Source organism: Micromonospora tulbaghiae (assembly GCF_900091605.1).
Classification (GTDB): domain Bacteria; phylum Actinomycetota; class Actinomycetes; order Mycobacteriales; family Micromonosporaceae; genus Micromonospora; species Micromonospora tulbaghiae.
The window spans coordinates 620,127-646,130 of record NZ_FMCQ01000002.1; the positions used below are offsets into that span (position 1 = coordinate 620,127).

Consider the following 26,004-nt stretch of genomic DNA (forward strand, 5'->3'; position numbering starts at 1 on the left):
TCCGGCGGCCGGCGGACTACCTTGCCGGCGTGGCCCCGATCCTGCCTGTCCGATCGAGCCTGAGCAATCCACCCAGCCGCTGTTTTGGATCTAGCCATTTGCATCTGGCGATGCGGAAGAGGGGCGTCGTAGGGTTCCGCCATACCCCGAACGACGTACCCGCTGGGCGGATCCGCCCAGTTCCTCAGTGGAACGGTGGCTGGTCGTGACTGCACATCCCGTGGCGGAAGATCCCGCCTCGACGACGGTGGACTGGGTGGACGACATCCTGTTCACCGGCCGCGACACCGACGTCTGCCTGCGCCTGCCCGAACCGGTCGACAAGGGCACGCTGCGCCGGCTCGTCGGCGAGGCCCAGGACCGGCTCGCCGAGGCCGGCCTGCGCGCCGGAGGCGCCGCCGCGCTGCGCCTGCCGCCCTCGCTGGCGTACGTGGCCCACCTGCTCGCCACCTGGCGTACCGGCGCCCAGGCGGTGCTGCTCGACCACCGGCTCACCGACCACGAGGTCGACCAGGCGCTGCGCCGGCTCGGCCCGCAGGTGGTGGTCGCCCCGGTCCGCTCCGGCGGCGGCGCGCTGCGGATCTTCGTCGACGTCACCGCCGGGGTCAGCGCGTACTCCGACCGCCCGGCGGGCAGCCCGCATGCGGTGATCCAGCTCAGTTCCGGCTCCACCGGACCGTCCAAGGTGATCGGCCGTACCGCCGCCGACCTGGTCGCCGAGGTGCACCGCTACACCCGCATCGACGGTGTCGCGCTGCCCGGTGAGCGGATCATCCTGCTGCCCAGCATGGTGCACGTGCTCGGCCTGGTCGGCGGTCTGCTCTACGGGCTGCACGCCGGAGTCGAGCTGTGCCCGCCGGAGCGGCTCAGCGGCGACGCGATCCTCGCCGCCGTCGCCGCCCAGGACACCCCGGCCACGGTGCTCGGCGTCCCGTTCCACATCGGGATGCTCGCCTCCACCACGCCGGCCGGGCCGCTGCCGCAGCTCAGGCGCATGACCACCGGCGGCGAGCTGGTGCCCGCGGCCGTGGCGAACGCGTTCACCGACCGGTACGGGGTGCCGCTGGGCAACATGTACGGGATGACCGAGGTCGGCGTCATCGGCACCGACCTGTACGGGCGGCACCGCCCCGCGATCACGCCCGCCCCCGGCATCGAGGTACGCGAGCGCGACGGCGAGCTGTGGGTGAGCTGCCCGGCCAACCCGTACGTCGGGCCGGCCGACCCGACCCGGTGGGCCGACGGCTGGCTGCACACCCGCGACGCCGGAGTGGTCGACCCGGACACCGGTCTGGTCACCGTCAAGGGCCGGCTGGACTCGCAGGTGTCGGTGGGCGGCCTGAAGGTCGACCTGACCGAGGTGGAGGCCACAGTCGCCGGCCTGCCCGGCGTCACCGCCGCGGTGGTGGTCTGGGACGACGGCATCACCGCGTACGTCCAGGCCGACGGCTCGCTGACCGAGGAGACGCTCGACAAGCTGATCGCCGAGCGGCTGGCCGGCTTCAAACGTCCCCGCACGCTGCGTCTGCTCGACCAGATGCCCCGCACCACCACCGGAAAGCTGGTCCGGTCGGTCCCGGCGCTGCGGGACGCGGCGTCGTGACCGGCCCCCTGTACGAGCCGCACGCCCACCGGACCACCGGACGTCCGGCCCACCCCGAATCCCGCCCCGGACCGGCCGGGCAACGCGCCACCCGCGCGCCCGACCCCGCCGGTTCCCACGCACGCGGTGTCCCGACCGGGCACCGTCAGCCACGGAGAAGAGGTCTGAACCCATGCGAGACGAGGTCCGCACCTTCGTCGTCGAACAGCTCGCCGACATGAACTACGACGTGGAGGAGCTCGACGACGACACCACGCTCGGCCCCTCCGGCGTCGACCTGGAGTCGCTGGCCCTGGCCGACCTCGCGGTCCGCGTCGAGGACCGCTACGGCCTGAAGTTCGCCGACGACGAGTCGGAGAAGCTGGCGCTGATGACGGTCGGCGAGTTCACCACGATGGTCACCGACCGGGTGGCCGCGAACAGCGACAAGTCCTGATGTCCGGTCAGCCCGACCTGGGGCGAGCTGACCTGGTGAGCATGCTCGCCGAACTGACCGCGAGCCCCGCCGACCAGGTGCCGGACCGGCTCGGCTCGATGGAGCTGGCCTGGCTGGTACACATGGTCGAGCAGCGCTACGACACCCGGCTGGACCTGAGCGACGACCAGCTCGCCGGCGTCCGCACCGTCGACGACGCGCTCGCCGTGTTCCGTGGCTCTCTCACCGCTCCCGCAGATGGCTGAGCGGGAGACCGTACGGATCACCGGCACGTACGCGCTCAGCGCCCTCGGCAGGGGCGCCGACGCGCTGCTGGCCGGGGTGCTCACCGGCACCCCGGCGTTCGCGCCGGTGCGCCGTTTCGACACCACGGGCCGCCGGGTGACGGTGGCGGCCACAGCGCCGGACGTCGGCACGCTCGCCGGCGAGCTGGCCGACGCGATCGACACCGCCGCCCGGGCCGCCGGACTGGACCGGGCCGGGCGGGCGGAGTCGGCCCTGTTCCTGGCCACCCACGGCGGGCCGTACTCGCTGCCCGTACCTCAGGGGTGCAACGAGCCGACGGTGCCGGCGCTCGCCGGGCACCTGGCCGCGCGGTGCGGCCTCGGCGGGCGTACCCGGATCTACACCACGGCCTGCGTGTCGGCGAGCAGCGCGGTCGCCGACGCGGCGGCGCTGATCCGCCGGGGCGACCTGGAACGGGTCGTGGTCGCGGCCGGTTACCTGGTCGAACCGGACCAGTACGCGCTGTTCGACGCCGGCCGGGCGCTCGCCGCCGACGGCGCGGTACGCCCGTTCAGCGCCGGCCGCAAGGGCCTGCTGCTGGGCGACGGGGTGGCCGCCGTGGTGCTGGAGTCGGCGGGCGCGGCCGCCCGGCGGGGCGCCGAGACGCTCGCGACCGTGGCCGGGTGGGGCCGGGCGGGGGACGCGTACCACCCGTGCCAGCCGCACCCGGAGGGTTTGGGGCTGGCACGGGCGGTCGAGGCGGCGCTGCGCCGGGGCGGGCTGCCACCGGACGCGGTCGGCTACGTCAACGCCAACGCCACCGGCACCCCGTTCAGCGACGCCTCGGAGTCGGCGGCGCTGACCCGCGTCTTCGGTGAGGACGCCGGGCGGCTGCCGGTCAGCTCCACCAAGTCGGTGCACGGGCATGCGCTGGAGGCGTCCGGGTTGCTCGAACTGCTGGTCACCGTGCTGGCCCTGCGGCACGGCAAGCTGCCGGTCACCGCCGGCTGGCTCGGCCCCGATCCGCAGTGCCCGCTGGACGTCATCCGCGACGCTCCCCGCCCGGCGCGCACCGAACACGCCCTGACCCTCAACGCCGCCTTCGGCGGCGCCAACACCGCACTCCTGGTGAGCACCTCATGACCGCCCCCACCCCCCACCCCGGCCCTCCGCGATCTTGCACTCATGGCCCCGGCGAAACGGGCACAACGCCCGCGCCCGGGGCAGCAACTGCAAGATCGCGCGCAGGGGTGGTGGTGCTCGCGGAGGCTCGGTGGCCCGAGGCGGGGGATGAGGGCAGTGCCCCGGCGGGGGTGCCGGGGTTCGTGCACTCGCCGTTCCATCCGCTGGTGGCGGCGGTGGCGCAGCGGTGCCTCGCGCGGCGGTACGGCACCGGGCCGCTGCCGCCGGGCAACCGGACGGCTGTGGTGCTGGTCAGCGCGGGCGGGGACACCGCCGGGGCGGCGCACGTACGCGCCACAGTGGCCGCCGGCGGGCGGATCGGGCCGCTGTTCTTCTTCCAGTCGGTGCCGAACAGCGTGGCCGGGCACGTCGCGGCGCGCTGGGGACTGGACGGGCCGGTGGTGTGCCTGAGCCCGACCGGCGACGCGCGGGCCGAGGGGGAGGCCGAGGCGGACCTGCTGCTGTACGACGGCGACGCCGCACAGGCGTTGCTGATCCTGATCGAACTGGCACCGGACGGCACGCCGGGCGAGGCGACCGCGGTGCTGCTGGGGGAGGGAACACGTCAATGAGGACGAAGGGACTGCGCGGCGCGCTCGCGGCCGACGCGGAGCTGGGCGCGGGCAACATGCTCACCCGGGTGCTGGCCCACGGCGCCGATCCGGACGGGCCGGGGCTCACGTTCGACACCGAGGTCGACGGCCACCCGGCCGAGACCCCGATCACCCTGGGCCGGCTCGACCGGATGGTCGCCGCCCGGGCGGCCTGGCTGCACGAGCGCGGGGTGAAGCCACGTGACCCGGTGGCGGTCTGGGCCGGCACCGCAGCCGACATGGTGCTGTCGTTCCTGGCGCTGGCCCGCCTCGGCGCCATCCCGGCGCTGATGAACGGCAGGCTGCGCCCCGAGATCGCCGCCGAGTACATCCGCCGGCTGCGCGCCGCCGGGGTGCTCGCCGACGCCGCGCACGCCGAGGCGCTGGCCGGGCACGACCTGGGCGCGCCGATGCTCGGCGAACCCGCACAGGCCGGGACCGGCGACCCGGACGCCGCGCCCGCGCACTACCGGCACCACCCGGACGACCCGATCGTGATCACCCACACCTCCGGCACCACGGGCGTGCCGAAGGCGGTGCTGCATTCGCACGCCAGCCTGTTCGCCGCCACCCGCCACCTGCTGTCCATGCCGCAGGCGCAGGGCACCACGCGCATCCTCAACGCGCTGCCCGCCCCGCACACGGCCACGGTGCTCATGGTCAACCAGGCGCTCGGCAACCGGGCCGAGATGTTCCTGCTCTCCGAGCAGGGCGGCGAGCGGGTGCTCGACGCGATCCAGCGGTGGCGCCCGGACGGCGTGTTCGGATTCTCGGTCACCTGGGCCGAGCTGGCCCGTTTCGACCTGTCCGGCTACGACCTGGACTCGGTGCGGCTGTGGTTCAACACCGGCGACTGCTCACACGAGCCGCACGTACGGCGGCTGGTCGCGGTCGGCTCCAGGGACGTGGTGACCCGCGGCGGCGTGACCCGGGTACCCGGCTCGGTGTTCATCGACGGCCTGGGCTCCAGCGAGATGGGCCACTCGATGTTCCACATCACCCACACCACCGACACCGACAGGTACGGTCGCTGCGTCGGCCGCCCGTACCGGTTCGCCAAGGTCGCCGTGCTCGACGCCGAGGGCAACGAGCTGCCGCCCGGGCAGGTCGGCTGGCTGGGCATCGACTCGCCGTCGCTGTTCCGCGGCTACTGGAACGACTCGGTCACCACCTACCGGTTCCGGCTGCGCGGCTGGTACCTCACCGGCGACCTGGTGTACGCCGACGACGACGGCCGCTACTACCACCTGGACCGGGCGGTCGACTCGGTCGAGGCCGGCGACGGGAAACGGTTCTTCACCGCGCTGTCCGAGGAGCGCATCCTCGCCGCCTGCCCCGACGTCACCGACTGCACCGTGGTGATCGTCAAGGCGGACGACGGCACCGTCACCACCGACGTGCTGCTGGAGCTCGCCGCCGGCGCCGACGCCGAGGCGGACCGCGCCGAGCGGATCCGTACCGCGCTCGGCGCGGACGTGGCAGCCACGCTGCGCCGGATCGTCCCGGTACGCGCCGACGACATCCCGGTCACCGTCACCGGCAAGGTGCGCAAGGTGGCGCTGCGCGAGCGCTACCTGACCGAGACGCCGTCGTGAGCGCCGTCATCACCGGCATGGGCCTGTTCACCCCGGCCGGGCGCGGCGTGGCGGACACGTTCGACGCGCTGCTCACCGGCCGGTCCGGGCTGCGTCGCCCACCCGAGGGGCACCCGGCCGCGGGCAGCCTGGAGGTGGCCGGGGTACTGCCGGACATCGACCCGCGCAGCGTCGCCTCCGGACCGGAGACGAAGGTGCTCGACCGGGTGGTGCTGCTCGCCCTGATCACCGCCGCCGAGGCGCTCGCCGACGCCGGCATCGAGGTGGGCCGCGACGTCGACCCGGAGCGCATCGCGGTGATCGTCGGCGGTGTGGGCGGCATGTCCACGCTGGAGGGCCAGGTCCTGGCGCGCGCCGCCCGGGGCCGGGCGGCGGTCAGCCCGTACCTGCTCACCGGCATCCTGCCGAACATGCCCTCGGCCCGGATCGCCATCGCGCACGGCATCCGCGGCTACAGCTCGTCGGTCGGCACGGCCTGCGCCTCCGGCGCCCAGGCCGTCGCCGACGGGGTACGCCTCATCCGCGCGGGCGAAGCCGACGTGGTGGTGTGCGGGGCGAGCGAGGCGCCGCTGTTCGGCACGTTCGCCGACACCTTCGGCAACGCGCGGGCGCTGGCCCGGGGCTGGGACGAACCGACCGAGGCGAGCCGCCCGTTCGACAAGCGGCGCAACGGCTTCGTGCTGGCCGAGGGCGCGGCGCTGCTGGTGCTGGAGCGCGCCGGTCACGCCGACGGCCGGGGCGTGCGCGGCTACGCCGAGGTCGCCGGTTTCGGGGCGAACACCGACGCGTACCACCCGACCGCGCCGCGGCCGGACGGCGCCGGCGCGGCGGCGTGCATGCGCCGGGCGCTGGCGGCAGGCGGGGTCGAGCCGGCCGACGTCGGGTACGTCAACGCGCACGGCACCGGCACCAAGCTCGGTGACGTCGCCGAGACGATCGCGCTGGCCGGGGTGTTCGGCACCGGCGGCGTGCCGGTCAGCTCCACCAAGGCGCTCACCGGGCACCTGCTCGGCGCGTCCGGGGTGCTGGAGGCCGCCGCCACCGCGCTGGCTCTCGACAGTGGCCTGCTGCCACCCACCTACCACCTGGACGACCCGGACCCGGAGTGCGAGGCGGACCACGTCCGCGCCGTGCCCCGTCCCACCCGGGCCGGCCACGCGCTGACGAACTCGTTCGGGTTCGGCGGCCAGAACGTCAGCCTGCTCCTGCGCCGGCTCTCCGGGCCGGCCCGCCGGGCCGCCACCCCGGCCGCGGGCTGACCGGACTCCAGTCCCGGGCGTCCGTCCGGGTCGCGATCACGGGGGGAACAGGGGAAGCCCATGACCATCAACGGGATAGATCATCTCGAACTGTACGTGGGGGACGCCCGGCAGGCGGCCTTCTACTTCGACAACGCCGTCGGTTTCCGGCTGTGCGGGCAGGGCGGTCCGGAGACCGGGCTGGACGGGCAGCGGTCGCTGCTGCTGGCCCAGGCCGGCATCCGGCTGCTGCTCACCACCGGCCTGTCGGCCGAGCACCCGGCGGCCACCTACGTGCACCGGCACGGCGACGGCATCGCCGTGGTGGCGCTCGCCGTCGACGACGTCGCCGGGGCGTACGCGGAGCTGGTGGACCGCGGCGCGACGGCGCTGAGCCCGCCGCGCACCTTCACCGGGGTGGACGCCGAGGTGGTGGTGGCCGAGGTCGGCGGCTTCGGCGACGTGGTGCACCGCCTGGTCGAGCGGCGCGGCGACGCGGGTGTGTTCCTGCCCGGCGCGATCGAGCCGGTGACCGCCCCCGACGGGACGGACACGCTGCTCGCCGAGGTGGACCACCTGGCGATCTGCGTGCCGCCGGGGCAGCTCGACGAGACGGTCGCGCACTACGAGAAGGTGTTCGGCTTCGCCGACATCTTCACCGAGCACATCGAGGTCGCCGGCCAGGCGATGAACTCCAAGGTGGTGCAGAGCCCGTCCGGGAAGGTCACCTTCGTGCTGCTGGAGCCGGACACCGGCGCCCGGCCGGGGCAGATCGAGGACTTCCTGCGCTGGCACGCCGGCGCCGGGGTGCAGCACCTGGGCCTGCGCACCGACGACATCGTCACCGCCGTCGGCGCGCTCGCCGGGCGCGGGGTGCGGTTCGCCAGCACGCCCGGCGCGTACTACGACGGCCTGGAGCAGCGGGTCGGCCGGCTGGACGCGCCGGTGGACCGGCTGCGCGAGCTGAGCATCCTGGTCGACTCCGACCACGACGGGCAGCTGCTGCAGATCTTCACCGAGTCGATGCACGTGCGTCGCACCCTCTTCCTCGAACTCATCGAGCGGCGCGGGGCGCGCACCTTCGGCAGCGGCAACATCAAGGCGCTCTACGAGGCGAAGGAACGCGAGCTGGCCGCGGCGGGGGCGACCCCCGGCGTCGCGGCCGGAGGGGTAAGCGCATGAGTGAACGCACCGAGCGAAGCGAGGGCCGTGAGGCCATGCCCGGCCGGCACGGCATGACCACCATCGATCCCGGGCTGACCGCCGAGGAGGAGGCGCTGCTGCCCTCCGACGAGGACGTCCGGCACTACGCCGAGCACGGCTGGTACCTGTCGAAGAAGCTGCTCACCGACGACGAGGTGGACGAGCTGGTCGCCGCCACCGACAGCTACTACGCCGGGGAACGCGACCGGCGGCTGCCGGTACGGCCACCGAAGCTGGCCTACTGGGAGCCGTCCCGGGGTGACGTGCAGCGGCACAACGACTACGTCCACCACGAGCACGACGGCATCGCCCGCATCCTGCGCAAGCCGCTGATCGGTGCGGTCGCCGCCCGGCTGGCCCGCGCCACCGAGATCCGGATCTTCCAGTCCACGCTGATCTGGAAGCCGCCGATCGCCGGTGAGCCGTCGAACATCGTGCCCTGGCACTTCGACAAGCACTACTGGGCGTCCTCGTCGTCGGAGAACATGCTCACCGCGTTCATCCCGTTCCACGACTGCGGCGAGGAGATGGGCACCATCACGATGGTCGACGGCTCGCACCGCTGGCGGGAGATCGGCGCCGACGACACGGTGGTGCGGCACTTCGCCGACCGGGACCGCGACCAGCTCGAGGCGATGCTCGCCGAGAACGCGGCGTACAACGGCGCCGAGATCCGCAAGATCCCCATGGTGATCCCCAAGGGACACATGAGTTTCCACCACTGCCGCACCTACCACGGCAGCGGTGCGAACGTCAGCGGACGGCCCCGCCGGGCCGTCTCGCTGCACCTGCAGGACGGCGACAACGCCTGGCGGGAGTATCCGCTCTCCGACGGCAAGCTCGCCGCGTACAACCACGACGTGCTGGTCCGCCGCACCCACGAGGGCCGGCCGGACTACGCGGACCCCGATTACTGCCCGGTCATCTGGCGCGACCGCGCCCAGCAGGGAGGCTGACAATGTCACGGTACGACTGGGGTAAGACGCACCCGGGCATCGAGCGGCTGGAGCGGGCGGTGACCGAGCGCCGCGACGTGGTGGTCAAGCACCCGCTCTACGCCAACCTCGACACCCACGACGCTCTCGTCACCTTCATGGAGCACCACGTCTTCGCCGTCTGGGACTTCATGTCCCTGCTGAAGTCGTTGCAGCGGCAGCTCACCTGCGTCACGGTGCCGTGGATCCCCACCGGGCCGACCGGCAGCCGCCGCCTGATCAACGACATCGTCATGGTCGAGGAGAGCGACGAGCTGGGTGAGGGCTACATCAGCCACTTCGAGCTGTACGTGCAGGGCATGACCGAGGCCGGCGCCGACACCACAGCCGTGAACAAGCTCGTCGACCTGCTGCGCGACGGCACCCCGGTCACCGAGGCGCTCGGCGCCGCCGGCGTCCCCGCGGCGTCGGCCGCGTTCGCCGGCACCACCTGGCGGATCATCGAGACCACCCCGGTGCACTGCCAGGCCGCGGCGTTCGCGTTCGGCCGCGAGGACCTCATCCCGGAAATGTTCACCCAGGTCGTCGCCGTCAACGAGCGCAGCAACCGGCTAAACAAGTTCGTCGACTACCTGGAGCGGCACATCGAGGTCGACGGCGAGCAGCACACCCCGATGGCCATGCAGATGCTGGCCGACCTGTGCGGCGACGACGACACCAAGTGGCAGGAGTGCGCCGACACGGTGAACGCCGCGCTCGCCGCCCGCGCCCGCCTCTGGGACGACATCCTCGCCGCCGTCAAGGAGGGCCGTCCGGCGTGACCGGCTCCGACCCGCTCCGGCTCTACCGGACGGTCCGGCTGATCCGCCGCTTCGAGGAGCGCGCGATCGAGCTGGTCCGCGCCGGGGAGATCGTCGGCGGCATCCACCCGTACCTCGGTCAGGAGGGCATCGCCGCCGGCGTCTGCGCGGCCCTTTCCGCCGAGGACCTGGTCACCGGCACCCACCGCGGGCACGGGCACGTGCTCGCCAAGGGCGCCGACCCGGCCCGGATGCTGGCCGAGCTGTGCGGCCGGGTCACCGGGCTCAACCGGGGCCGGGGCGGGTCGATGCACGCCGCCGACTTCGGCGTCGGCGTCCTCGGCGCCAACGCCATCGTCGGTGCCGCCGGCGCGATCCTCACCGGAGCGGTGTGGGAGCGCCGGCGGCGCGGCGCCGACATCGTCGGCGCCACCTTCTTCGGCGACGGCGCGGTCAACGAGGGCATGCTCCTGGAGGCGTTCAACCTGGCCGCGCTCTGGCGGATACCGGTGCTGTTCGTCTGCGAGAACAACGGCTACGCCACCACCATGCCGGTCGACGGCGCGGTCGCCGGCACCATCGCCGGGCGGGCCGCCGCCTTCGGCATGCCGGCGGCCGCCGTCGACGGGCAGGACCCCGAGGCGGTACACGAGGTCACCGCCGCCGCCGTCGCGCGGATGCGCGCCGGCGGCGGCCCCGAACTGGTCGAGGCCCGCACCTACCGCTTCGACGCCCACCACACCTTCGAACATCAGGTACGCCTCGACTACCGGCCGCCGGAGGAGGTGGCCGAGGGCCGGTCCCGCGATCCGGTCGACATCGCCGGAGCGCGGCTGGATCCGGCCGTGCGGGCCGAGGTGGACGCCGCAGTCGAGGCGGAACTGGACGCCGCCGTCGAATTCGCGCTCGCCGGGCCGCACCCCGACCCGGCGACCGCCCTGGACCACCTGTACGCCAGCGGGCTCACCGCCCGGACCGGAGGTGGCTGATGCCCCGGCTCTCCTACCGCAGGGCGCTCACCCGGGCGCTGGCCGACGAGATGACCCGCGACGAGTCGGTCGTGGTGCTCGGCGAGGACATCCGGGTGGCCGCCGCGAACGTCACCACCGGCCTGCTGAAGAAGTTCGGCCCGGAACGGGTCCGCGACACGCCCCTGTCCGAGCAGGCGTTCACCAGCTTCGCCACCGGCGCCGCGCTGGCCGGGGCCCGCCCGGTGGTCGAGTTCCAGATCCCGTCGCTGCTGTTCCTGGTCTTCGAGCAGATCGTCAACCACGCGCACAAGTTCCCACTGATGACCGGCGGCCAGTGCGCGGTGCCGGTCACCTACGTGGTGCCCGGCTCCGGCTCCCGCACCGGCTGGGCCGGGCAGCACTCCGACCACCCGTACGCGTTGTTCGCCCACGTCGGGGTGACCACAGTCGTACCGGCCACCCCGGCCGACGCGTACGGGCTGCTGGTCTCCGCGATCCGCTGCGACGACCCGGTGGTGGTCTTCGCCCCGGCCGGCGCCCTGGACCTGCGCGCCGACGTCACCGACCTGGCAGCCGTGCCGCTGGGCCGGGGGATCGTCCGCCGCCCCGGCGCCGACGTGACTGTGGTGGCGGTCGGGCACCTGGTGCACGACGCGCTCGCCGTCGCCGAGGAACTCGCCGGCCAGGCGTCGGTGGAGGTCTTCGACCCCCGCACGCTCTACCCGTTCGACTGGGACGGGCTGGTCGAGTCGGTGAGCCGCACCGGGCGGCTGGTCGTCGTCGACGACGGCAACCGTTCCTGCGGCATCGCCGGGGAGATCATCGCCACGGTGGTCGAGCGGGTCCGGCTGGCCGCGCCGCCCCGGCGGGTGACCCGCCCCGACGGCGCCGTGCTGCCCTTCGCGCCCGCTCTGGACCGGGCCGTGCAACCCGGCCGCGACCAGCTCACCGCCGCCATCCAACTGACCCTCAAGGACGGATGAACGATGGACCCCAACTACACGTGGCCGCCGCTCGGCCAGGCGTGGACCGACCTGCCCGAGTCCACCCGTACCGCGATGGTGACCACCGGCGCCGCGGCCTGGGAGAAGATCTTCCACGGCCGGGCCACGTACAACAAGCAGTGGCGGCTGGCCCGCCCGCCGGTGTTCACCGCTGACGCGTTCCGCGAGCTGAACGAGGTCAGCGACCGTATCGCCCAGCTCATCCTGGAGGCGTGCCGGCGTCGCGCCCGTACCGCCGGTGAGTTGCGCCTGCTGCTCGACGTGCCGGACGGCGAGACCCGGCTGCTCGACCCGGACGAGGAACTGCACGAGGGGCTGCTCGCCGCGTACCGGCCGGACGTGCTGTTCTCCGGCGGCGTGCCGTGCATCGTGGAGTACAACATCGACAGCAGCCTCGGCGGCGGCTTCGACGCCGACACCGTGATCCAGCGGTACGCCGAGCTGTACCACGCGCACGACCTGCTCGACGGGTCGCGGCCCGCGCCCTCGCTGCTGGACCAGCGGTTCGTGGCCATCCGGGACACGCTCGGCCTGCCCGACGGCGCGCGGGTGGCGCTGCTGATGGACTTCGACGCCGACTACCCGGGACTGGACGACCCGGAGACGTTCATCCGGATCCTGTCCCCACTGATCGACCAGGCCCGCCCGTTCGGCATCGACCTGGTCATCGCCCCGGTCGCCACCGCCACGCTGGACGCGCAGAACCGGCTCGTCGTCGGCGGCGCGCCGGTCGACGCCCTGTTCCGGCTGTTCGTGCCCAACCGGGTCACCCCCAGCCCCGGCCTGGACGCGGTCGCCGGGGCGCTCGCCGCCGGCACGCTGCCGATGTTCGTCAGCAGCGCCGCCTGGCTGCTCAGCAACAAGCTGAACTACGCGTGGCTCTGGGACGACCTGGACCTGCTGCCGGAGGACGACCGGACGCTGATCCGTCGGTACGTGCCGCACACCGTGGCGCTCACCTCCGACCAGCTCGACCGGGCGCTCGCCGAACAGGCCGACCTGGTCGCCAAGCCGGCCGGCGGTTCGGCCGGGCACGGTGTGCTGATCGGCCGGGAGATGACAGCGGTGGCGTGGGCGGACGGGGTACGCGCGGCGATCGCCGAGGGCGGCAACATCCTGCAGCGCTATCACGAGGCCGACCGGGTGGCGATGGACTTCGTGCAGATCGAGACCGGTGAGACGGTCACCGCCGACGTCCCGTACAGCCTCGCCCCGTACCTGTTCGACCGCACCGGATCCGGTGCGCTCGCGCGGGTCGGCTACCCGGGTTGCGACGAGGTCCTCAACCTGGCCCGAGGCGTCCTCCTGACCGGCATCCTGCTCACCGACTGACCCTATTCCCGCCCACCCCCTCGCTCCCAGCGTTGATCAAGGAGTTTGTGTCCTCCCCGGGGCGCGTAACCGACCCAAACTCCTTGGTCAACGGAGCGGATCGGGGCTGCGGGCTGGCCGACCAGGCCCCTGATCCCGCTGATCATGAACTTAGCGGCGACAAAACGGACGCAGAGTGCCGTCAACTTCATGATCGGCGGGGCAGGGCAGGGCGGGGCAGGGCAGGGGCAGCGACGGGCGGGTCAGGGGTGGGGGACGTGGGTGGAGAGGATCCGGAGGGTTTCGGCGGTGGCTATCGCGTCGCTGCGTGCGCTGCCGTGCCGGCCGTCGCTGCTGTACAGCGACGGATCGGCCACCAGCGGGTGGTCGGTCAGGTGGACGTGCAGCGTGCCCAGCCGTTCGGCCACGCCCCGGGTGTGCCGGGCCAGCCGGCGCATCCGCTCGCCCAGGCCCGCGCGCAGCGCGTCCGGCACCGCCGGGCTGTGCGACACGTCGAACATGCCCACTGTGATCACGTCCGCCCCCGCCTCCCGTAGCGCGGTGATCATGGCGGTCAGCTCGGCGTCGACCGCGTTCGGGTCGTAGGCGGAGCGGAACGCGTCGTTGCCGCCGCACACCACCAGGGCCAGGTCCGGTTCGAAGGCCAGAGCGTCGGCCAGCTGGGTGGTCCGTACCTCGTGTGCGCGCAGCCCGCGCCGGCCCAGGTTCAGGTAGGCCAGCTCCGGCCGGATCGCGCGCAGCTCGGCCGCGATCCGATCGGCCCACTGGAGGTCGGGGTAGCCGTCGGCCGGCTCGCACAGCCCTTCCGCGACGCTGTCACCCAGCACCACGAACCGGCGCCACGGATGCTCGCGCAGCAGCTCGGCGGCCTCTCCGGGACGCAGGCAGTACGGGTCCGTTGCCTCGGTCAACGTCGATGGCATGCCCGGCAGGCTAGCCGAGCGACCCGCGCCGGGAAAGAGGCTCAGGGCAGCAGGGCCAGCAGCTCCCCGGGCCGGGTCAGGCTGAGGTCGGCCGGCTCGGCGGGGTCGTACTGGTGACCCCACGCGGCGGCCACCGCCACCGCGCCGCTGTGCCGGGCGGCGCGTACGTCAAGTGGCGAGTCACCCACGTACGCGGCGCGGCCCGGCGGCACGCCGAGGTGCCGGCAGGCCGCCTCCACGCCGTCGGGTGCCGGTTTGGGGCGGTCGACCTGGTCGCCGCCGAGGACGACCTGGAAGTGACCGAGCAGGCCCGCCCGGTCGAGCAGGATCTCGGCGGCCCGGTGGCTCGCGCCGGTGAACACGCCCACCGGTACCCGGGTGGCGATCTCGGCGAGCGCGTCCGCGACTCCGGGGTAGACGCGTACCCGCCCGGCGAGCGCATCCAGCTCGGCGTGGTAGCGGTCCAGGTCGTCGCTGGAGGCGGGCCGCCGCAGCAGGTGCGTCAGCAGGTCCGCCGGGGAGCCGATCGAGTACCCGGCGATGACCTCGGCGTCGGTGTACGACGGCCCGCCTCCGGCGCGCACCGCCGCCCGGTACGCCGCGGGCACCACCGCGTGCGACTCGACGAGCGTGCCGTCCATGTCGAAGACGATCGCGTCCACCGGGCCGGTCACGCGTTCTCCGCCCGGTGCGCCGTGGCGAGCCGCTTCGGGGCGCGTGCGTACCACGCCTCGGTGACCAGCTCGGTCAGCTCGTCCACGTCGATCCGGTCGAGCCGCACCAGCACCGACGGGTAGCCGTCGAAGTGCGGCGTGGTGAAGTAGACCGCCGGGTCGTCGGCGATCAGTGCCTCCTTGGCGCCCAGGTCGGGCACCCGGACGCCGAGGATCGGGCCGCCCGGGGCGGCGTCGCCGAGCGCCTCGAGGTCGCCGCGGCGCAGCGGCCGTTCCCAGACGAACATCTTGTCGCGTACCCGCCAGGCGGGCAGGTCGTCGTGTGAGCCGCGCTCGGTGGTCTCGGGCAGGGCCAGCGCGATGCGCCGCACGTCGTCCCAGGTCGCCATGGCCCCGACCCTACCGCCGCCCCCCGACACGACGGCTCAGACCGGCGTGGGCGTGGCCGGTTCCGCAGCCGGGCGCCGGGACGCGCGGGTCAGCAGCAGCGGTCCGACGGTCAGCACCAGGCAGACGCCCGACATCACCAGCAGCGCCGGGGTCAGGTCGAGCAGCGCCACCGACCAGCCGCCGAGCAGCGCGCCGACGGGCAGGCCGAGGAACGCCACCGATCCGGAGATGCCGAGCACCCGGGTCTGCAGCTCGCCCGGCACCCGCTGGTAGAGCGCCGCGCCGAGCAGCGGGTTCACCGCCGCGATGCCGATGCCGGACAGGAACGTCACCACGAGCACCACGACCAGGTCGTCGCTGAGCGCCAGCGCGAGCAGCCGGGGCGCGCCGCTGAGCGTCAGCCCCAGTGCGAACGTCGTCCCGGCCGGCAGCCGGGTGCCGACCACTGTGAACAACAGGTTGCCCAGCAGCGCGCCGGCCGAGAAGACGCCCAGCAGCAGACCGAACCCGGCCGGGTCGCCGAGCACCTCGTTGACCCACAGCGGGATCCAGACCGCGACGCTGGCGTTGGCGAACATGTTGGACACCGAGACCACGATCAGCATGGTCATCAGCGTCCGGTCGGTGCGCAGGTACGCGAAGCCGCCGCGCAGCGCCCGCAGGTACGGTTCCCGGGGCGCCGGTTGCGCCGGTGCGGGCGGCCGGACCAGCACGCCGATGAGCAGCGCGCAGACCGCGAACGTGGCCGCGTCGATCCAGATGGCCCGGGTCAGCCCGACCCAGTCGATGAGCAGCCCGCCGAGCACCGCGCCGAACAGCGTCATGCCCCGGGCCAGGCCGTCGTAGGCGCTGGTGAGCCGGATCAGCGGCACCCCGGCCCGTTCGGCCGCCGGTTTGAACAGCACGTGCTTGACCCGGTCGCCGATGCCGCGCAGCCCGCCGGCGACCGCCACGAGCACCAGCAGGGTGCCGAAGCCGAGCCAGGGCGCCAGCGCCACCACGGCCATCGCGACGGCGCTCGCCGCGTCCACGAACACCGAGGTACGGCGTACCCCGAACCGGTCCGCCCACGGGGTCGCCAGCGCGCTGGAGAGCATGTACGGAAGCGTCTCCGCCGCCGCGACGAGCCCCATCTTGGTGGGGCTGCCGGTGGTCTCCAGCACCAGCCAGGGGATGGCGACCACCGAGATCCGGGTGCCGAGGTTGGACAGCAGGTCGGCGCCGACCAGGGTGTACAACTCCCGGCGCGGGTTCACGCCGGACTGCCGATCGGGTCGGCGCCGGCCGGGTGAGCGGCGGCGTACCGGGCCCGCAACGCGCGCTTGTCGACCTTCGCGGACCGGTTCAGCGGCAGCGCGTCGACGAACTCCACAGCGCCGGGCGCCCAGGTCTCGCTGAGTTCCCGGACCACGAGCGCGATCAGCTCCTCGCCGGTCACCGACGCGTCCGGTGCCGGCACCACGTACGCGTGCGGCAGCTCCCCGGCCACCGGGTCCGGTACGCCGATCACGGCGGCGGCGCGTACCTCGGGGTGGCCGGCGAGCACGTCCTCGATCGGGCGCGAGTAGATCGGCCAGCTGCGCTGCCGGGTGAGGATCCGGTCCTGTAACCGGTCGACCAGGTAGAGGAAACCGTCGGCGTCGAGGTGGCCGATGTCGCGGGTGCGGACCCACCCGTCGACGAGCGTCTCGGCGGTCAGTTCCGGCTGTCCGTGGTAGCCGGCGAAGCTCAGCTTGGTGCGTACCCACACCTCGCCGTCCTCACCGGCCGGAAGCACCCGCCCGTCGGCGTCGCGGATCTGCACCGACACGTCGCCGTACGGGCGGCCGCAGGAGCGCAGCCGCTCCGGGTGCTCCGGGTCCTCGGTGAGCCCGGGCAGCGCGCAGATGACCACCGCCTCGCTGAGCCCGTACACGATGCGCAGGCACGGGCCGAAGCGGGCGATGGCCTGGCGCAGCCGGGCCGGCGCGGCGGGCCCGGCGCCCACGTTGAACATGAACATCGCGGAGAAGTCGGCGCCCGGCAGATCGGCGTGGTCGAGCACCTCGTAGAGCATCGGCGGGGTGACGAACGTGGAGGTCAGCCGCTCGGCGTCCACGGTGGCGATGAACACGGCCGGATCCCACTGCTCGCGCAGGAACAGCACGCCGCCGGTGAACAGGTTGAACAGCGTGGTGATCTGGCCGCTGGCGAGCCACATCGGCGAGTGCGACAGGTGCCGCAGCAGCGGGAACCCGGCACCGCGGAACTCGGCGGCGAGGACGAGCACCTGCCGGTAGAAGCTCTCCCGGTGGTGCACCAGCTTGGGCGTGCCGGTGGTGCCGCTGGTCTGGAGGAACGACTCCGGCGCCGGCACCTCGGCGGGCAGTTCCACCGCCGGCCCGGGGGCCTCGGCGGTCAGGTCCGGTCCGGCGCCACCGGGGCCGAGGCAGAGCACCGGTACGCCGGACAGGCCCGCCGCGACCTCGACCGCCTGCGCGTCACGCGGGTCGTACACGAACGCCTCCGGCGCGGACAGCGCGACGAACTCGTCGACCTCCCGCCGGGAGGTCACCGGGGCGACCCACATGCTCCGGCAGCCCAGCAGATGCAGGGCCAGTTGCAGCAGCGGACCGTCGATCGTGTTGCCGAGCATCACCAGCACCGCGGCGCCGGGGCGTACCCCGTGACGGCGCAACGCGGCAGCCAGGCCGCGCACCTCGGCGGCGACCCGGGGGTAGGTGAGGCGGCGTCCGCCGCCGACGAGCGCCTCCCGGTCGCCGAACCCGGCGAACAGCTCCAGCGCCTCGTGCACGTAGTTCGGCCGGTCGGTCATCGGGCAGCCCCCATCATGGTCCGCGAGCGGCGTCCGGCCAGGTCAGGGCCGGGACGAGACGGCAGGTGCCAGGGTCGGCGACCGCACCGCCGCCAGCCCCGAGCCTAGGCAGCCCCGGTCCACGGCGGACAGAGCCGATCGTCGCTGCGTCACGCCCCCCGGGCATTTGATCATGTCGATCAGGTTGATTGACGCTCGTCACGGCCGGAAGCTAGTTTCCGGTCCATCGCCCGGGCCGGTGCCGCCGACCGCGTCACGCCCGGGGCTGCCGACCATGGAGGATCGATGCCGACCCCGAAGAGATGGCACGTCATAGCTTCCGCCGTAACGCTGCTGATCGCCGCCACCCCGGCGGTCACCGCGAGCGCCGGCCCGACCGGGAACGACCGCGCCGGGCACGGGCGCGCCGAGTGGGCCGGAACCTGGGCCGCGGCGGTGACCCGCGGGAACAACGTGGGCCTGACCGAGACCGGCCTGAACAACCAGAGCATCCGGATGACCGTGCAGACCTCGGTCGGCGGGCCGCGCCTGCGGGTGCGGCTGACCAACCTGTACGGCCAGCAGGCCGTCCAGGTCGGCCGCGCCACGATCGCCCGGCCGAACACCGCCACTCCCGACGACCTGTCCGACATCGTCCCGGCGAGCGTCCGCCAGCTGACGTTCTCCGGCGCCGGCTCGGCCACCATCAACAAGGGCGCCGAGCTGCTCAGCGACCCGGTGGCCTTCCCGGTGGCCGAGCAGGAGGACCTGGTGGTCACCCTGTACTTCCCGGTGCTCACCGGACCGGTGACGTTCCACGGCCAGTCCAAGGTCACCAACTTCATCGGCGCCACCGACCTCACCTCGGCGGCCGACGGCGCGGGCTTCACCATCCGGCCCAACTGCTGCTGGATGTTCCTGTCCGGCATCGACGTGGAGCGCAAGGTCACGCCCGGTTCGGTGGTGGTGCTGGGCGACTCCATCGGCGACGGCAACGGCAGCACCGTCAACGCCGACCGCCGCTGGCCGGACTTCCTGGCCGAGCGGCTGATCGACGCCCGCCCGGAGCCGCGTACGCCGGGTGTGCTCAACCTCAGCCTGGCCGGCAACCGGCTCAACCACGAGGGCACCGAGCCCGGCGCGGGCGGGTTCCCCGGCTACTACGAGCTGGGCCCGAACGCGCTGGCCCGGCTCAACGAGGACGTGTTCCCGCAGACGGGGGTGCGTACCGTCATCACCCACCTGGGCATCAACGACATCTGGATGAACGGCGACAGCCCGGAGGCGATCATCGCCTCGCTGCGCCAGCTCAACCGGCAGGTCCAGGCGCGCGGCCTGACCAGCATCGCCGGCACGCTCATGCCGTACGAGGGCAACGGCGGGCCGGGCGTGTGGACCCCGGAGAAGGACGCCACCCGGCAGGCCGTCAACACCTGGCTGCGCGGGCCCGGCCGGGCCGAGTTCGACGGCGTCGTCGACTTCGACGCGGTGATGCGCGATCCGGCCCAGCCGAGCCGGCTGCTGCCGGCCTACGACTCGGGTGACCACATCCACCCGAACGACACGGGCGCTGCGGCCATGGCGAACGCCGTGCCACTGAAGCTGCTCGGACTGTGACACCGGGCGGGGGCGGCGGTCGACACGACGCCGCCCCCGCCGCCGTTTCCTGGGGAGGAAGAGACAGTGGACGTCAGCGAGATCCTGACCGGGCTCTACAGCGAGCAGGGCCGGCAGAACCCCTATCCCTTCTATGCGGCCCTGCACGAGCACGGGCCGATCAACGCCGTACCGGCCCGGGCCGAGCACAGCACCGTGAGCGCGGTGGCCGGCGGGTACGACATCGTGGACCAGATCCTGCGCGACCCCGGCTGGTACAAGGGCTTCCCGCCCGGCTGGGAGGAGCAGGAGATCCTGCGCACGTTCCTCACCTCGATGATGTTCGTCAACCCGCCGGACCACACCCGGATGCGTGCGGTGTTCGCCAGGACGTTCACCCCGCGCCGCCTCGGCGCGCTGGAGCCGGTGATCGAGCGGATCGTCGCCGAACGCCTGGACCACATGGCCGAGGCGGGTGCGGACGGTCACGAGGTGGACTTCGTAGCCGACTTCGCGTACCCGGTCCCGGCGCTGGTGATGGCCGAGTTCATCGGCCTGCCCGCGGCCGACCTGTCCTGGTACCGGCAGCGGGTCGACTGGATCGACGAGTACATGGACGTGTCCGGCAAGACGCCGGAGCGGCTGGCCCAGGCCAACCAGGCCGCCGAGGAGTTGCGCGCCTACTACCGGGACCTGATCGCCCACCGGCGCCGCGCACCCGGCCACGACCTGATCAGCGGGCTTGTCGAGGTGCTCGACGCGGGCGGCGTCGACCTCACCGAGGAAGAGCTGATCAGCAACCTGATCGTGCTGTTCAACGCCAGCTTCGTCACCACCGTCTACATGTTCAGCAACGGCCTGCCGCTGCTGCTGGACCACCCGGACGTGACCGCCGCGCTGCCCGGCGACGACGAGCTGGCCCGCGGCTGCGTGGAGGAGGTGCTGCGGATGGAGAGCCCGGTGCACTTCCTGGCCCGCTCCGCGCCGGCCGGCGTCGACCTCGGCGGCGTCCCGGTCGAACGTGACGACAACGTGCTGCTGCTGATCGCCGCCGCCAACCGCGACCCGGCCCGGTTCCCCGACCCGGACCGCTTCGACCCGCGCCGCGACGGCCCGCCGTCGCTGGCCTTCGGCGTCGGGCTGCACTTCTGCCTCGGCTCGGCGGTGTCCCGGCTGGAGGGCCGCCTGGCGTTGCCGCGCCTGTTCGCGCGCTTCCCCCGGCTCGCCGTCACCCAGCCCTACACGTACAGCGGGAGCCTGTTCCTGCGCGGTATCGACAAACTCTTCGTCACCACCGGGGAGGCCGGATGACACTGGATCCGCAGGTGGTCGCGTGGCGGGCCGCACGGGCCGCCGCCGGCACCGTGCCGCTCTACACCCAGACCCTCGCCCAGGCCCGCGCCGCCGACCTCGCCGCGATCCGCGCCGGCTCCGGCGTGGTCGAGCCGGTCGCCGAGGTACGCGACACGACGGTGCCCGGCCCGGCCGGGCCGCTGCCGGTGCGGATCCACCGGCCGGACGGCGACGGACCGCTGCCCACGCTCGTCTACTTCTTCGGTGGCGGCTGGACGCTCGGCAGCGTCGACACGGCCGACGGGATCTGCCGCCGGCTGGTCAACCTCACCGGCGCCCAGACCGTGACGGTCGGCTACCGGCTCGCCCCTGAGCACCCGTTCCCGGCGGCGGTGGAGGACTGCCACGCCGCGCTGCGGCACCTCGCCGCGCACGCCGCCGAATTCCGCGTCGACCCGGACCGGCTGGCGGTGGGCGGCGACAGCGCGGGCGGGAACCTGGCCGCCGCGGTGACGCTGCTGGCCCGCGCCGACGGCGGCCCCCGGCTCGCCGCCCAGCTGCTGGTCTACCCGAACACCGACCAGCGGCCCGGGCACCGGCCCGGCGACGACGAGGACCCGATGCTGTTCAACAGGCACTCGGTGGGGTGGTACCGCGGCCACTACCTGGCCGACCCCGGCGACGCGGCCCACCCGCTCGCGTCGCCGCTGCTCGCCGAGGACCTCTCCGGTCTTCCCCCGGCGTTCGTGGTCACCGCCGGGTACGACCCGCTGTGCGCCGAGGGTGAGCGGTACGCGTCCCGGCTGCGTGAGGCCGGGGTGCCCACCGAGACGGCCCACTACCCGGGGATGGTGCACGGGTTCTTCGCCATGCCCGGCGTGTTCGACGCGGGCCGCCAGGCCCAGGAGCGGGCCGCCGCCTTCCTGCGCCGCCGGTTCGGTCTCGACACGGCGCACGCCGAGGCGGCGACGGGTGCCGGCCATGGGTGACGCGGCGGACGGGTTCGTGCCGCCGGCCAGCCTGGCCGAGTTCGCCGCGCCGGCCCGGGCGGTCCTCCCGGCCGACGTGTGGGACTTCGTCGACGGCGGCAGCGGCACCGAGACCGCCCTGGCCGCGAACCGGGCCGCGCTGGACCGGGTGGCGGTGCTGCCCCGGATGCTGGCCGGCGTGGAGGACCCGTCCACCGAGGCGACGCTGCCCGGCGGCCGGGCCGCGTTGCCGGTGGCTGTCGCGCCGATGGCGTACCAGCGGCTGCTGCACCCCGACGGCGAGCCGGCGCTCGCGGCGGCGGCCCGCGCGGCGGGCGTGCCGTACGTGGCGAGCACGCTGTCCAGCACGTCGATCGAGGAGATCGCGGCGACCGGCGCGACCGTGTGGTTCCAGCTCTACTGGCTGCGCGACCGGGCACTGGTGGCCGACCTGCTCGACCGGGCGGAGGCGGCCGGCTGCGCGGCGGTGATGGTGACTGTGGACGTGCCGGTGCTCGGGCGGCGCCTGCGCGACGCCCGTAACGGGTTCGCGCTGCCGCCGCACGTCACCGCCGCGAACCTGCCCGGCGGCCGGGACGACCTGGCGCACCAGGGCACCCCGGGCGTCTCGGCGGTGGCGGTGCACACCGGCGCGGTGTTCGCCCCAGCACTGAGCTGGGCGGACCTGGAGTGGCTGCGGCAGCGTACCCGGGTGCCGTTACTGGTCAAGGGCATCCTGGACCCGCGCGACGCGGTCCGCGCCGCGGACACCGGCGTCGACGCCGTGGTGGTCTCCAACCACGGCGGACGGCAGCTCGACGCGGCCCCGGCCAGCGCGAGCATGCTGCCCGAGGTGGCCGGCGCGGTGGACGGGCGGTGCGCGGTGCTGCTGGACAGCGGCATCCGCAGCGGCGTCGACGTGCTGCGCGCGCTGGCGCTCGGCGCGGACGGCGTGCTGCTGGGCCGGCCGCTGCTCTGGGCGCTCGCGGCGGGCGGCCGGGCCGGCGCCGAGGCGGCGCTGGCGCTGCTCGCGGCGGAACTGCGCGACGCCCTCATCCTCAGCGGCTGCCCCGATCCGGCCTCGGCCCGGCGGCTGCGTACCCGGATCGGAGGCTGACGTGGAGCCGATCGACCTGGCCGTCACGGCGCTGCACGGCAGCGTCGGCGACCCGGCGCTGAACTCGATGAACTTCCTCAACGAGGTGGCGCAGCACTACCCGGACGCGGTGTCGCTGGCGGCCGGGCGGCCGTACGAGGAGTTCTTCGACTCCGCGCTGCTGCACACCCACCTGGACCGCTTCCGCCGCCACCTCGCCGAGGAGGTCGGGCTGGACCGGGCCGGTGTGGACCGGACGCTGTTGCAGTACGGCCGGACCAAGGGCGTCGTGCACCACCTGATCGCCCGTCACCTCGCCGTGGACGAGGGGCTCACCGTCGACCCGGAGTCGATAGTGGTGACGGTCGGCTGCCAGGAGGCGATGTTCCTGGTGCTGCGCGCGCTGCGGGCCGGCCCGGCCGACGTGCTGTTCGCGGTGGCGCCCACGTACGTCGGGCTCACCGGCGCGGCCCGCCTGGTCGACCTGCCGGTACGCCCGGTGGCCGGCGGGCCCGACGGCGTCGACCTGGAGGACCTGCGCGCCGGGCTGCGCCGGGCCCGCGCGGAGGGGCTGCGGCCCCGGGGCTGCTACGTGATGCCCGACTTCGCCAACCCGTCCGGCGTCAGCATGGACACCGCGCAGCGGCGGCGGCTGCTGGACCTGGCCGCCGAGGAGGACCTGCTGCTGATCGAGGACAACCCGTACGGCCTGTTCCCGGCCGACGGCACCGCGCGGCGGCCGACGCTCAAGGCGCTGGACACCGCCCGCCGGGTGGTCTACCTCGGCTCGTTCGCCAAGACCGTGCTGCCGGGCGCCCGGGTCGGCTACGTGGTCGCCGACCAGCGCGTGGGGGAGGCGGACGGCGCTGTGGTCCCGCTCGCCGACCACCTCGCGAAGATCAAGAGCATGGTCACGGTGAACACGTCGCCGATCAGCCAGGCGGTGATCGGCGGCGCGCTGCTCGCGCACGACTGCTCACTGGTGGCCGCGAACACCAGGGAGCGGGCCGCGTACGCCCGCAACCTGCGCCACCTGGTCGACGGCCTGGCCCGGCGGTTCCCGGCCGGCGGGCCGGTCTCCTGGACCGTCCCGGCGGGCGGGTTCTTCGTGGTGGTGAGCGTGCCGTTCGCCGTCGACGACGCGCTGCTGCACCGTTCGGCGCGCGAGTACGGCGTGCTCTGGACCCCGATGGCGCACTTCTACGACGCGGGCACACCGGTGAATGCCTTGCGGTTGTCGGTGAGCGCTGTCACACCGGAGTCCATCGATCTGGGCCTGGACCGGCTGGCCGCGCTGGTCACGGACACCATGTCGGAGGACGTGACACCGGAGTGTCAGGGTTCCGCCACAGTGCGTGTTTCCTGACACCGTCCCTCTGTTGATAATGGACGAATGGTTGCCTGGGAGTACGCGTTGCTCGTTCGTCGGTATCAGGGTCAGGGACGCAATTTCCACGTCTCGTTCGTGTGGTACGGCCCGGACGGGTCACGCACCGACGTGACCGCGTACGGCGACACCGCGATCGCGCATCTCAACCGGGTCGGCCGGGAGGGGTGGGAGCTGGTCTCCGCCGCCGAGGACGTGAACAACGTGCAGGGCAGCACCGAGGTCCACCGCTACCACCTGAAGCGCCCGCTGCGCTGACCCCGTAACCGCCGGCGCCCCGGGAGATCGTTCTCCCGGGGCGCCGCCGTCACGACTGTCAGCCCAGGTCCACGGCGGGGTAGAGCGGGAACGGCGTGAGCAGGTCGGCGGCCTGCTTGCCGACGGACTCGGCGACGGCCGGGTCCAGCACGTACTTCGCCTTCGACGGCGCGCCGTCCGGGCCGGTGCCCGGCGTGGTCTGGCTGAGCACGGTGTGGATCAGCTCGGCGGTGGCGTCCATCTCGGCGGCGCCGAGCCCTCGGGTGGTCAGCGCCGGGGTGCCGATGCGGATGCCCGAGGTGTACCAGGCGCCGTTCGGGTCCTGCGGCACCGAGTTGCGGTTGGTGACGATGCCCGAGTCCAGCAGCGCCTGCTCGGCCTGCCGGCCGGTCAGGCCGTACCCGGACACGTCGATGAGCACCAGGTGGTTGTCGGTGCCGCCGGTGACCAGCGTGGCGCCCCGGCGCAGCAGCCCGTCGGCGAGCGCCTGCGCGTTGTCCACGATCCGCTGGGCGTAGTCGGCGAAGTCGGGGCGGCGCGCCTCGGCCAGCGCGACCGCCTTGGCGGCCATCACGTGCGGCAGCGGCCCGCCGAGCACCATCGGGCAGCCCCGGTCGACCTGGTCGGCCAGCTCCGGGCCGCAGAGCACCATGCCGCCGCGCGGGCCGCGCAGCGACTTGTGCGTGGTGGTGGTGACGATGTGCGCGTGCGGCACCGGGTCGAAGTCGCCGGTGAACACCTTGCCGGCGACCAGCCCGGCGAAGTGCGCCATGTCGACCATGAACGTGGCGCCGACCGAGTCGGCGATCTCCCGCATGATCCGGAAGTTGACCTTCCGCGGGTACGCGGAGTAACCGGCGACCAGGATCAGCGGCTTGAACTCGCGGGCCGCCTCGGCCACCCGGTCGTAGTCGATCAGGCCGGTGGCCGGGTCGGTGCCGTAGCTGCGCTGGTCGAACATCTTGCCGGAGATGTTCGGCCGGAAACCGTGCGTGAGGTGGCCGCCGGCATCGAGCGACATGCCGAGCATCCGCTGGTTGCCCAGCTCGCGGCGCAGCGCGAACCAGTCCGCCTCGGTGAGGTCGTTGACCTGCCGCGCCTGCGCCTTGCGCAGCGCGGGGGACTCGACCCGGTCGGCCAGGATCGCCCAGAACGCGACCAGGTTGGCGTCGATGCCCGAGTGCGGCTGCACGTACGCGTGGGACGCGCCGAACAGCTCCCGGGCGTGCTCCGCGGCGAGCGCCTCGACGGTGTCGACGTTCTGGCAGCCGGCGTAGAACCGGCGCCCGACGGTGCCCTCGGCGTACTTGTCGCTGAACCAGTTGCCCATGGCCAGCAGCGTCGCGGGGGAGGCGTAGTTCTCGCTGGCGATGAGCTTGAGCGACTCGCGCTGGTCGGCCAGTTCCGCGGCGATGGCGTCGGCCACGCGCGGCTCGACGCCGCGGACGACCTCCAACGCGCTGCGGAAGGCGGTGGACTCGGCGTTGCGCGACATGCGACCTCCAGAT

Annotated in this window: 25 protein-coding genes; 19 read left to right on the forward strand and 6 right to left on the reverse strand. The window is 73.5% G+C overall.

The annotated features are described in order from the left end of the window. The first annotated feature begins 205 nt into the window (after positions 1-205). The 13 genes from GA0070562_RS07870 (at position 206) to GA0070562_RS07930 (ending at position 13,117) form a co-directional block, all read left to right on the forward strand. Positions 206-1,603, forward strand: a complete 1,398-nt coding sequence (locus GA0070562_RS07870) for a class I adenylate-forming enzyme family protein (RefSeq protein ID WP_091418461.1) — start codon at positions 206-208, stop codon at positions 1,601-1,603. A 172-nt stretch (positions 1,604-1,775) separates the two neighbouring features. Next, positions 1,776-2,039: an acyl carrier protein gene (locus tag GA0070562_RS07875; protein ID WP_091417749.1), complete on the forward strand. Its 264-nt coding sequence runs from the start codon at positions 1,776-1,778 to the stop codon at positions 2,037-2,039. Further along, positions 2,039-2,284 (forward strand): hypothetical protein, encoded by a 246-nt coding sequence (locus GA0070562_RS07880; protein ID WP_091417755.1) that lies wholly within the window; start codon positions 2,039-2,041, stop codon positions 2,282-2,284. Before GA0070562_RS07875 ends, GA0070562_RS07880 begins: the two co-directional genes overlap by 1 nt. Continuing rightward, positions 2,277-3,407 carry a beta-ketoacyl-[acyl-carrier-protein] synthase family protein gene (locus tag GA0070562_RS07885; RefSeq protein ID WP_091417759.1) on the forward strand — a complete coding sequence of 377 codons (1,131 nt, stop codon included), beginning with the start codon at positions 2,277-2,279 and terminating at the stop codon, positions 3,405-3,407. The genes GA0070562_RS07880 and GA0070562_RS07885 overlap by 8 nt, the downstream gene beginning before the upstream one ends. A gap of 110 nt (positions 3,408-3,517) precedes the next feature. Beyond that, positions 3,518-4,018 carry a beta-ketoacyl synthase chain length factor gene (locus GA0070562_RS07890; protein WP_091418464.1) on the forward strand — a complete coding sequence of 167 codons (501 nt, stop codon included), beginning with the start codon at positions 3,518-3,520 and terminating at the stop codon, positions 4,016-4,018. After that, complete coding sequence (locus GA0070562_RS07895; RefSeq protein WP_091417763.1) at positions 4,015-5,634, forward strand: class I adenylate-forming enzyme family protein; 1,620 nt, start codon at positions 4,015-4,017, stop codon at positions 5,632-5,634. Before GA0070562_RS07890 ends, GA0070562_RS07895 begins: the two co-directional genes overlap by 4 nt. After that, entirely contained in the window at positions 5,631-6,893 is a 1,263-nt protein-coding gene (locus GA0070562_RS07900) for a beta-ketoacyl-[acyl-carrier-protein] synthase family protein (RefSeq protein ID WP_091417767.1), read from the forward strand. The genes GA0070562_RS07895 and GA0070562_RS07900 overlap by 4 nt, the downstream gene beginning before the upstream one ends. A 60-nt stretch (positions 6,894-6,953) precedes the next feature. Beyond that, positions 6,954-8,054, forward strand: coding sequence for a 4-hydroxyphenylpyruvate dioxygenase (hppD, locus tag GA0070562_RS07905; protein WP_091417770.1), 1,101 nt, complete (start codon positions 6,954-6,956; stop codon positions 8,052-8,054). Positions 8,055-8,107: 53 nt separating this feature from the next. After that, positions 8,108-9,031, forward strand: coding sequence for a phytanoyl-CoA dioxygenase family protein (locus GA0070562_RS07910; protein ID WP_091418466.1), 924 nt, complete (start codon positions 8,108-8,110; stop codon positions 9,029-9,031). 2 nt (positions 9,032-9,033) lie between these two features. Continuing rightward, on the forward strand, positions 9,034-9,831 hold the full coding sequence (locus GA0070562_RS07915; RefSeq protein ID WP_091417773.1) for a DUF3050 domain-containing protein: 798 nt from the start codon (positions 9,034-9,036) through the stop codon (positions 9,829-9,831). After that, a complete protein-coding gene (locus GA0070562_RS07920) occupies positions 9,828-10,799 on the forward strand; it encodes a thiamine pyrophosphate-dependent dehydrogenase E1 component subunit alpha (RefSeq protein ID WP_091417776.1) in 972 nt (323 codons plus the stop codon). The genes GA0070562_RS07915 and GA0070562_RS07920 overlap by 4 nt, the downstream gene beginning before the upstream one ends. After that, positions 10,799-11,764, forward strand: coding sequence for an alpha-ketoacid dehydrogenase subunit beta (locus GA0070562_RS07925; protein ID WP_091417780.1), 966 nt, complete (start codon positions 10,799-10,801; stop codon positions 11,762-11,764). Before GA0070562_RS07920 ends, GA0070562_RS07925 begins: the two co-directional genes overlap by 1 nt. A gap of 3 nt (positions 11,765-11,767) precedes the next feature. After that, positions 11,768-13,117: an ATP-grasp domain-containing protein gene (locus tag GA0070562_RS07930; RefSeq protein WP_091417783.1), complete on the forward strand. Its 1,350-nt coding sequence runs from the start codon at positions 11,768-11,770 to the stop codon at positions 13,115-13,117. A 242-nt stretch (positions 13,118-13,359) separates the two neighbouring features. On the opposite strand, the gene GA0070562_RS07935 is transcribed toward GA0070562_RS07930, so the two are convergent. The 5 genes from GA0070562_RS07935 to GA0070562_RS07955 are packed head-to-tail and all read right to left on the reverse strand — an operon-like array spanning position 13,360 to position 17,919. Beyond that, on the reverse strand, positions 13,360-14,040 hold the full coding sequence (locus GA0070562_RS07935) for an SGNH/GDSL hydrolase family protein (RefSeq protein WP_091417787.1): 681 nt from the start codon (positions 14,038-14,040) through the stop codon (positions 13,360-13,362). A gap of 41 nt (positions 14,041-14,081) precedes the next feature. Next, positions 14,082-14,714 (reverse strand): HAD family hydrolase, encoded by a 633-nt coding sequence (locus tag GA0070562_RS07940; RefSeq protein ID WP_091417790.1) that lies wholly within the window; start codon positions 14,712-14,714, stop codon positions 14,082-14,084. After that, complete coding sequence (locus GA0070562_RS07945; protein ID WP_091417795.1) at positions 14,711-15,103, reverse strand: MmcQ/YjbR family DNA-binding protein; 393 nt, start codon at positions 15,101-15,103, stop codon at positions 14,711-14,713. Before GA0070562_RS07945 ends, GA0070562_RS07940 begins: the two co-directional genes overlap by 4 nt. A gap of 36 nt (positions 15,104-15,139) precedes the next feature. Further along, positions 15,140-16,360 carry an MFS transporter gene (locus tag GA0070562_RS07950; RefSeq protein ID WP_091417799.1) on the reverse strand — a complete coding sequence of 407 codons (1,221 nt, stop codon included), beginning with the start codon at positions 16,358-16,360 and terminating at the stop codon, positions 15,140-15,142. Then, positions 16,357-17,919 (reverse strand): class I adenylate-forming enzyme family protein, encoded by a 1,563-nt coding sequence (locus GA0070562_RS07955; protein WP_091417803.1) that lies wholly within the window; start codon positions 17,917-17,919, stop codon positions 16,357-16,359. The genes GA0070562_RS07950 and GA0070562_RS07955 overlap by 4 nt, the downstream gene beginning before the upstream one ends. Positions 17,920-18,204: 285 nt before the next feature. Between GA0070562_RS07955 and GA0070562_RS07960 the strand changes: the two genes are divergently transcribed. From GA0070562_RS07960 to GA0070562_RS07985, 6 genes are all read left to right on the forward strand, one after another. Then, entirely contained in the window at positions 18,205-19,515 is a 1,311-nt protein-coding gene (locus GA0070562_RS07960) for an SGNH/GDSL hydrolase family protein (RefSeq protein WP_091417807.1), read from the forward strand. Positions 19,516-19,581: 66 nt separating this feature from the next. After that, entirely contained in the window at positions 19,582-20,805 is a 1,224-nt protein-coding gene (locus GA0070562_RS07965) for a cytochrome P450 (RefSeq protein WP_091417811.1), read from the forward strand. Beyond that, entirely contained in the window at positions 20,802-21,776 is a 975-nt protein-coding gene (locus GA0070562_RS07970; RefSeq protein WP_091417815.1) for an alpha/beta hydrolase, read from the forward strand. The genes GA0070562_RS07965 and GA0070562_RS07970 overlap by 4 nt, the downstream gene beginning before the upstream one ends. After that, entirely contained in the window at positions 21,769-22,872 is a 1,104-nt protein-coding gene (locus GA0070562_RS07975) for an alpha-hydroxy acid oxidase (protein WP_091418469.1), read from the forward strand. Before GA0070562_RS07970 ends, GA0070562_RS07975 begins: the two co-directional genes overlap by 8 nt. 1 nt (position 22,873) lies before the next feature. Then, positions 22,874-24,217 carry an aminotransferase-like domain-containing protein gene (locus GA0070562_RS07980; RefSeq protein ID WP_091417819.1) on the forward strand — a complete coding sequence of 448 codons (1,344 nt, stop codon included), beginning with the start codon at positions 22,874-22,876 and terminating at the stop codon, positions 24,215-24,217. Between the two features lie 27 nt (positions 24,218-24,244). Continuing rightward, positions 24,245-24,496, forward strand: coding sequence for a hypothetical protein (locus GA0070562_RS07985; RefSeq protein WP_013286617.1), 252 nt, complete (start codon positions 24,245-24,247; stop codon positions 24,494-24,496). Between the two features lie 58 nt (positions 24,497-24,554). Here GA0070562_RS07985 and GA0070562_RS07990 read toward each other — a convergent pair whose 3' ends face one another. Then, positions 24,555-25,991: a glycine hydroxymethyltransferase gene (locus GA0070562_RS07990; RefSeq protein ID WP_013286616.1), complete on the reverse strand. Its 1,437-nt coding sequence runs from the start codon at positions 25,989-25,991 to the stop codon at positions 24,555-24,557. Positions 25,992-26,004 lie beyond the last annotated feature (13 nt).